The 6,492-nt window shown below is 57.6% G+C and carries 7 protein-coding genes; 2 read left to right on the plus strand and 5 right to left on the minus strand.

Going from position 1 to position 6,492, the window contains the following annotated elements; genetic code table 11:
• Nucleotides 1–284: 284 nt before the first annotated feature.
• From hypE to VMC84_RS10795, 3 genes are read right to left on the minus strand one after another with little or no spacing between them, the layout of a single operon-like run.
• Nucleotides 285–1,316 carry a hydrogenase expression/formation protein HypE gene (gene hypE, locus VMC84_RS10785; protein WP_325380494.1) on the minus strand — a complete coding sequence of 344 codons (1,032 nt, stop codon included), beginning with the start codon at nt 1,314–1,316 and terminating at the stop codon, nt 285–287.
• Nucleotides 1,316–1,660 carry a hydrogenase maturation nickel metallochaperone HypA gene (gene hypA / locus VMC84_RS10790; protein ID WP_325380496.1) on the minus strand — a complete coding sequence of 115 codons (345 nt, stop codon included), beginning with the start codon at nt 1,658–1,660 and terminating at the stop codon, nt 1,316–1,318. Before hypA ends, hypE begins: the two co-directional genes overlap by 1 nt.
• A complete protein-coding gene (locus VMC84_RS10795; RefSeq protein ID WP_325380498.1) occupies nt 1,647–1,967 on the minus strand; it encodes a HypC/HybG/HupF family hydrogenase formation chaperone in 321 nt (106 codons plus the stop codon). Before VMC84_RS10795 ends, hypA begins: the two co-directional genes overlap by 14 nt.
• Nucleotides 1,968–2,133: 166 nt before the next feature.
• Here VMC84_RS10795 and VMC84_RS10800 point away from each other — a divergent pair, with 166 nt between their 5' ends.
• Nucleotides 2,134–3,066, plus strand: coding sequence for a hypothetical protein (locus VMC84_RS10800; RefSeq protein ID WP_325380500.1), 933 nt, complete (start codon nt 2,134–2,136; stop codon nt 3,064–3,066).
• Between the two features lie 360 nt (nt 3,067–3,426).
• Here the strand turns inward: VMC84_RS10800 and VMC84_RS10805 are convergent, their stop codons facing one another.
• Nucleotides 3,427–3,828 carry a hypothetical protein gene (locus tag VMC84_RS10805; protein WP_325380502.1) on the minus strand — a complete coding sequence of 134 codons (402 nt, stop codon included), beginning with the start codon at nt 3,826–3,828 and terminating at the stop codon, nt 3,427–3,429.
• A 95-nt stretch (nt 3,829–3,923) separates the two neighbouring features.
• Nucleotides 3,924–5,159 (minus strand): Nre family DNA repair protein, encoded by a 1,236-nt coding sequence (locus VMC84_RS10810; RefSeq protein ID WP_325380504.1) that lies wholly within the window; start codon nt 5,157–5,159, stop codon nt 3,924–3,926.
• A gap of 289 nt (nt 5,160–5,448) precedes the next feature.
• Between VMC84_RS10810 and VMC84_RS10815 the strand changes: the two genes are divergently transcribed.
• The coding region (locus VMC84_RS10815) for a deoxyguanosinetriphosphate triphosphohydrolase family protein (protein WP_325380506.1) at nt 5,449–6,492 on the plus strand (1,044 nt) is incomplete at its 3' end.

Here is a 6,492-nt window from a genome sequence, read left to right on the forward strand (position 1 = left end):
TTATTCACCACGGCGACACGGCGAACACGGCGCTTTTTTATGATCGGCACGGCGACACCACGGCGACACGGTTTCCTGATAATATTATTAAGCAGGGGGTCTCCGAGGGGTAAGCAAGAGCGCTCCGCGCGGCGTCAGCCCTCTTCAGGATATAAAAGTAAGCAGGGGGTCTCTGAGGGGGCATCAGCCCCCTTTAGGAAATAAAAGGCGCCGTGTTCGCCGTGTCGCCGTGGTGAATAAAAGAGTGCCGTGCCCTCCGTGGTGCCTCCGTGCCGCCGTGGTTTTTAGCAGACACGTGGTACGGGGTCGCCGAGGGGCGGCTCGATGAACCGCTGGCCGCCTATTTTGGTGCGCATGATGACGCCACTGCCCTCTTCAACGTCGCCGATGATGACGGCGTTCTTGCCGTACTTCGTCTTGCGAATAGCCTCGAGGACTGCCTCGGCCTTGTCCGCCTCTACGCCCATGACCGCTTTGCCCTCGTTGGCCACTTCCATGGGGTCCAGGCCCAGCATGTCGGCCGCCGCACGGACGTCCTGGCGGAAGGGAAGCGTCTCCTCATGGATGACGACCTTTACGCCGCTCTTTTTGGCCATCTCGTTCAGCACGTTGGCCACGCCGCCCCGGGTGGGGTCCTTCATTGCAGTGACGCCGCCTACGGCGAGCGCCGCCTCGACCGTGTGCCAGATGGGCGCCACGTCGGACTTCAGCTCGGAGCCGAACTTGAAGCCCTCCCGATAGGCTATTATCGCGATGCCGTGGTCGCCGATGGTCCCGGTGACGATGATCTTGTTGCCGGGCTTCAGGCCGCAGTCCCGTATCGGGTTATCGGTGATGCCGATGCCCGACGTGTTGATGATGATGCTGTCGAGCGCCTCCCGAGGCAACACTTTCGTGTCGCCCGTGACCAGGGCGCAGCCCGCCTCTTCCAGGGCCTCGTCCACGGACCTGACGATCTTCTGCAGGTCCGCGATGGGGAAGCCTTCGGGCAGCACCACGCCGTTCGTGAGGGCTATCGGCTTTGCGCCCATCATGGCCAGGTCGTTGACCGTGCCCGAAATGGACAGGCGCCCGATGTCGCCGCCCGGAAAGAAGATGGGCTTGATGACGTGATTATCCGTCGTGAGAACGATGTATTTGTCGCCGAACGGTATGGCCGCGCCGTCGTCCAGCGCCTCCAGGCCGATGCCCCCGGCGTTGTTGTTCTTGATGGTGGCGAACACGCCGCCGATGAGCGACTGCATCATCTCGCCGCCCGCGCCGTGGATGAGGCTCACCTTATCCGGCATCTTTTGAACGATTGCCACCTTTTCCATTAGATCTCAAGCTCCATATTTTTTAAGCAGATATCCCTGCCCGCCTTAATTTTCAGCGTCATGCCGCACTTCGGGCAGGAGCACGCGAAACGGTCCTCGATGGGGCCCTCGTAGCCGCAGTTCGGGCACTCGCCCACCGCGGGCACGGTCTCTATCCTGAGCTTCGCGCCCTTCATCATATTATCCTCGATGAGAATGTCGAACATGAACTCCAGCTGCTCGGGGTTCACCATCGCCAGCTCGCCGGCCTCGACGGACACGCTGATGACCTTCCTGGCGTGATTATCCATGGCGGTCTTCAGGGCCGTGTTGACCAGGTCGGTGGCGATGCTAAGTTCGTGCATTATCCATTTCCTCGTTGATGGCCGCCACTTCGTCGAGGACCTTCTTCATTTCCAGGGCTTCCTTCTCGTCGACCACCTGGATGGCAAAGCCGGTGTGCACGAGGACCCAGTCGTTTATCTTGGGCTCCTCGAGCAGGTCCAGCCGTATCTCCTGGGTCAGGCCCCCGAAGTCGGCCACTGCTATGTTGCCTTCCTTGAACTCTTTTAGCTGAGCCAGAACTGCAAGACACATGATCAGTATTACTCCTAAAAAACCGGTATATCCTCCGGTCAGGTGTTCTTCCTTGATATTCATCTCGACGTTCAAATACATTTCCATCCGCGTGAAACTTTAGCCGGCGGACGATTCAAAGGCACGTTTTCCGTGTTTTTATGGGACAACCTTTGAGGAAGCGGATATTAAAGATTCAAATACTTATATATTAATGATTTTATTATTATTTTATCGAGCTATAACCTATCGAGGGGTAACGATGAAACAGAGTACACTTATCGCAATAGTATTGGGAGTCGTCATCGTGTGCGCGGTGGCGCTGGTGGCGCTGAACTTCAACTCGCTGACGCCGTCAGGTAAAAACACTGCCACGGCCGTTCCGACGACGGCGAAAACGGCCTCGGACGTTCTCGAAAAGTTCGACGCCCTCAAGGCAAAGGTCAACGCCTCCGGCATGTGGTTCGGCGGGGCGGCGATCCAGAACGCCATGGGCGACGAGTCCGCCATGGTCTACATTTACAGGCCGACCGGCTCCTCCGACATATCCGGCCTGATATCAGGAGGTTTCTCGGCACTGTATACGGTGTTCCAGACGGAGGACCCGCTGCTGGTCGGGCTGATCGACACGACCCAGAAGGTCAGTGCGTCGCAATATAAGGTCGACGTATACTCCATGGGCCGGCCCATGGTCGAGATGTATATGGAAGGCAACATCGCCCCGTCGGAGCTCGTGAAGAAGGCGATCATAATCACGCCACAGTCACAGAGCGTCCGCGGCAACAACACCACGCCCTCAGGTAAGGCGACGGTGCTGCCGACACCCGCGAAAAACTTCACGCCCCCCGCCGACCGGCAGGCGTACGTCGTCGAGTCCCTGAACCGGACCAGCTATAAGCCGATCAGCCTGCAGACGGGCGCTATGCAGGACGGGGGCAAGGCAGTTAGCCTGGCCTACTCGATACCGGCCAGCCTGACGGACGCCCAGAGGTACGATGCAATCGAGACCGGCCTGAAGCTCTGCGCGGCCGCCTTCGGCGACTACGACCGGTACTATATCAGCCTGATCTCGGAGCAGGGCAACGAGTACTACGTCGTCGACGCGGGCTCCACGGCGGCGCTGGACTACGACCAGGGCCTGATCAGCCAGGACCAGCTCTATAGGAGCATCAACCTGACGTACTACACTAAGTGAGCGCAGGCACCGCTCACTTTTCTCTTTTTAATCCCTGCCAAGGCCCTTAAAAATTGATAAGAACGCTCGAAGACTGTTCAGCCACGAAGCTACTCGAAGCGGGCCTGAAGTGACTCTAAGATTCTTAAAATTATATGCTGTGTTGAATAATAGTTGTTGTCTGTCCGGATGACCAGTTTTATGCCCGATAAACTGGTTAAGTCCGCGAAGACTGTTCGAGCGCGAAGACCGCGAATATAGACATAAGCCCCTGAAGATGAGAACAGGCTCGATAACACTAAAGAACGATAATTCATAGAAATTATTTAAGAAAGTCTTTGCGGACTTGGCATGCTTCGCGGCCGTAGTAATTAATAAGGGTTACCTGCTCTTTACGTATCGGTACATGACATAGGCAATGTAGCCGAACATGCCCAGCAGGACCGCGGCCATGATATAGTCGACGGTCGTGGCGGACGGCGTCGCCAGGTATGAGGCCGCGATTATGAGAAGCGCCAGCTCGATGAGAGCCTCGACGGTGACGGTCGCGTAGAAAATATTATCCCTCGGGAGGGCGTGGGCATCTTCCTCGGCCGACTCCAGGCTGATGCTGCCCTGCTCGACGCCCATGAGCCGCATGTAGCTGTTCAGCTCCTGGCGGTCGAGCTCATCCTCTATGTGCGTGACCCGCTGGCCTTTCCGGCGGTCGTTAATCTCCCTTATCTTTTTATTGATCAGCTCCATCTTGCTCGTGAGGGAGTCGCCCGAGGACTTCTTACTCATGAAAGTTACCTTACGCTTATTACATATAAATATTTTTGTAATGAGACAAGATTATTCACTTTTTTATGCCATACTATTAATATAATTTACCGGCGTTAAAAGAAGTCGAACAGCCGCTTTTGTTCCTTCATATACTTATAGAGGCGGCTTGAGCTCAGCCACGGCTGGAGGGGGGACTTGAGGCGCTTTCCGGCCTCCGCCAGCGCAAGGTCGAGCGTATCGAAGGCCATGGGCGGATTGGCCAGCGCCTGCTTTGCCAGCTCCCGAAAGCGCCAGACGCCCAGCGGTATCCAGTCGTTCAGGACCTCCAGGAAGGCGATGGCCCCGGCCTGCCGGCCTGCGGCGTCCAGGTATTCGGCCACGGGCAGCCGGGCGGCATAGTAGGCGCCGGCCAGCGCCGACGCATAGCCCTTGCGGCCCTCGTAGAACTCGAAGTCCGAGTCGCAGTGCCAGTTCGGGGCGCTCATGTGCCAGAGCTCGAGGCCCTCGAACATCCAGGGCGTGGGGGTTAGAAGTATCACGACGTTATTGGCTAGCGCTTCAGCGCTGAAGACGGTGTACTTGTCGATGGTCGGGTAGTATTTTACCTTATCGAGCAGGCCTGTACCTGCGATGTCGTCTACCGCCGTGATGCTCCACCCCGTGGGCACGAGCCGCCGGCTCGCCTTCTCGCCCAGCAGCCCGACGGAGAAAAGCCTCGTAATTTGCCGCTGGCCGATGTTACTCTGTAACAGGTCCAGAACGCCCGGAGCCGCCTTGTAGTCCGTGTCCGACGTCACGCGGTCCACGGCCCGGGGCACGGAGGGATTATCGATGATCGAAAAGCTCTTTAAGTCGGCGGACGGCCCCGCCGGGGCCTCGCGCATGGAGAACGCCACCCGGGAGTCGGGCTTTTTCTGGAATGCGGCCTCGGTGTCCACGGGCTTATCGGACAGCACCATCTCCTGGACCTTCTCCAGAACGCCGGTAGGCTCTGAGGCGCTGCCTATGTCCACTACGGACTTGCTGCGGACGAGCTGAAACCGGTATCTGAGGATGTCGTCGAAACCCAGGCCCAGCCACTTTTCCGAGTCCATGTCCATGGTATTGCCCGAGAGCGGCGGTATCAGGGGGCCGGCGATGACCTTCGGGTAGCCATAGCTGCCCACGAAGACGGCCGGGGGCGCCGAGCCGGCGATCTCCTCCTTCAGGCCTTTCAGGTCCACATACGTCTTCGCCTTTACTAATATCGGGCATACGCGCCTGCCGCAGAGGGCCATGAAGCCCCGGCAGCGCACGCAGAGCGATTCCTTCTTCGTTTCGCCGTAGCCGAAGGTGACCTGCCTATCCACGTCCTCCTGTAAGCCCTGCGAATGAATAATGATTGCGTTAGCGTGGCAAAAGTAATTCCTGCTAAGACATTAAAAAATTAATAAGAGCGCCCTAAGACTTTTTCAGCCACGAAGCTACTCTAAGCTGGCCTGAAGTGGCTCGAAGACTTTTAAATGATTATGCTGCCTTCTTATTTTTGTTGTATAAGCCCGCTAAGAGCATACAAGTCTTCGCGGACTTTGATGCTCTTCGAGGGCTTAAGCCCTCCACCCATAGCTTAATATTTTCACGCTGCATACGCGTTCTGGCATGCGCAGGAAGCTATCGGCGGACATCGAGGCCGCCATCGAAATGGATAACCGGGCCTTCGACAGCTCGCTGTCCCGGTACGCGACGAAAAACTCGTCCGCCGACCGCCGCAGGCCCGACCACGAGGACATCCGGCGGCCGTTCTTCCACGACGGCGACCGCATCATGCATTCCCGGGCCTACGCCCGGTATATCGATAAGACCCAGGTGTTCTACCTCATCAAGAACGACCACATCACCCACCGGGTCCTCCACGTCCAGCTCGTGTCCAAGATCGCCCGCATGATCGGCCGGGGCCTGCTTTTGAATGAGGACCTCATCGAGGCCATCGCCCTGGGCCACGACATCGGCCACGTGCCCTACGGGCACGACGGCGAGAAGTACCTTTCAGCGGAGTGCCGGAGGCACGGCATCGGCAGCTTCCGGCACAACGTGCAGAGCGTCCGGGCGCTGGATAAGATCGAGGATTTAAACCTAACGCTTCAGGTGCTGGACGGCATCCTGGCCCACAATGGCGAAGCGCACGACCTCGTAATTAAGCCCGCGTTCGGCAAGACCTGGGAATCCTTTGATGTCGAGGTAAAATTTTGCGAAAGTACGGCCGAAGAGCACTCGGGCATCCTGCCCATGACGCTCGAGGCGTGCGTCGTCCGCGTATCCGATACGATCAGCTTCATCGGCCGGGACATCGAGGACGCCATCACCATCGGCCTCATCAAAAGGGATGAAATACCCAAAGAGTGCGCCGGGATGCTGGGCGACAACAACCGGGATATCGTGAACAGCCTGGTCATCGACGCCATCGAGAACAGCTACGGCAGGGACCATATTGCCCTGAGCGGCGACACGGCGGCCGCCCTAAAAAAGTTAAGAGAGTTCAATAACACGAGCATCTACAACAACCCGAAGATCAAGTCCGAGGCCGGGAAGGTCGAGCGCATGTTCTCCATGCTCTTCGCCACGTTCCTGGAGGACCTGGAAAAGGGCGACAGGAACTCGCGCATTTATAAGAATTACCTGGATACGTTTTCCGGTGAGAAATTG

This window comes from Methanocella sp., assembly GCF_035506375.1.
Classification (GTDB): Archaea; Halobacteriota; Methanocellia; order Methanocellales; family Methanocellaceae; genus Methanocella.

Bases quoted from the DNA above. Each gene is read 5' to 3' on its own strand.
- VMC84_RS10805 (WP_325380502.1), bottom strand. From the start codon at position 3,828: ATGAGTAAGAAGTCCTCGGGCGACTCCCTCACGAGCAAGATGGAGCTG.
- VMC84_RS10800 (WP_325380500.1), top strand. From the start codon at position 2,134: ATGAAACAGAGTACACTTATCGCAATAGTATTGGGAGTCGTCATCGTG.
- hypE (WP_325380494.1), bottom strand. From the start codon at position 1,316: ATGGAAAAGGTGGCAATCGTTCAAAAGATGCCGGATAAGGTGAGCCTC.
- hypA (WP_325380496.1), bottom strand. From the start codon at position 1,660: ATGCACGAACTTAGCATCGCCACCGACCTGGTCAACACGGCCCTGAAG.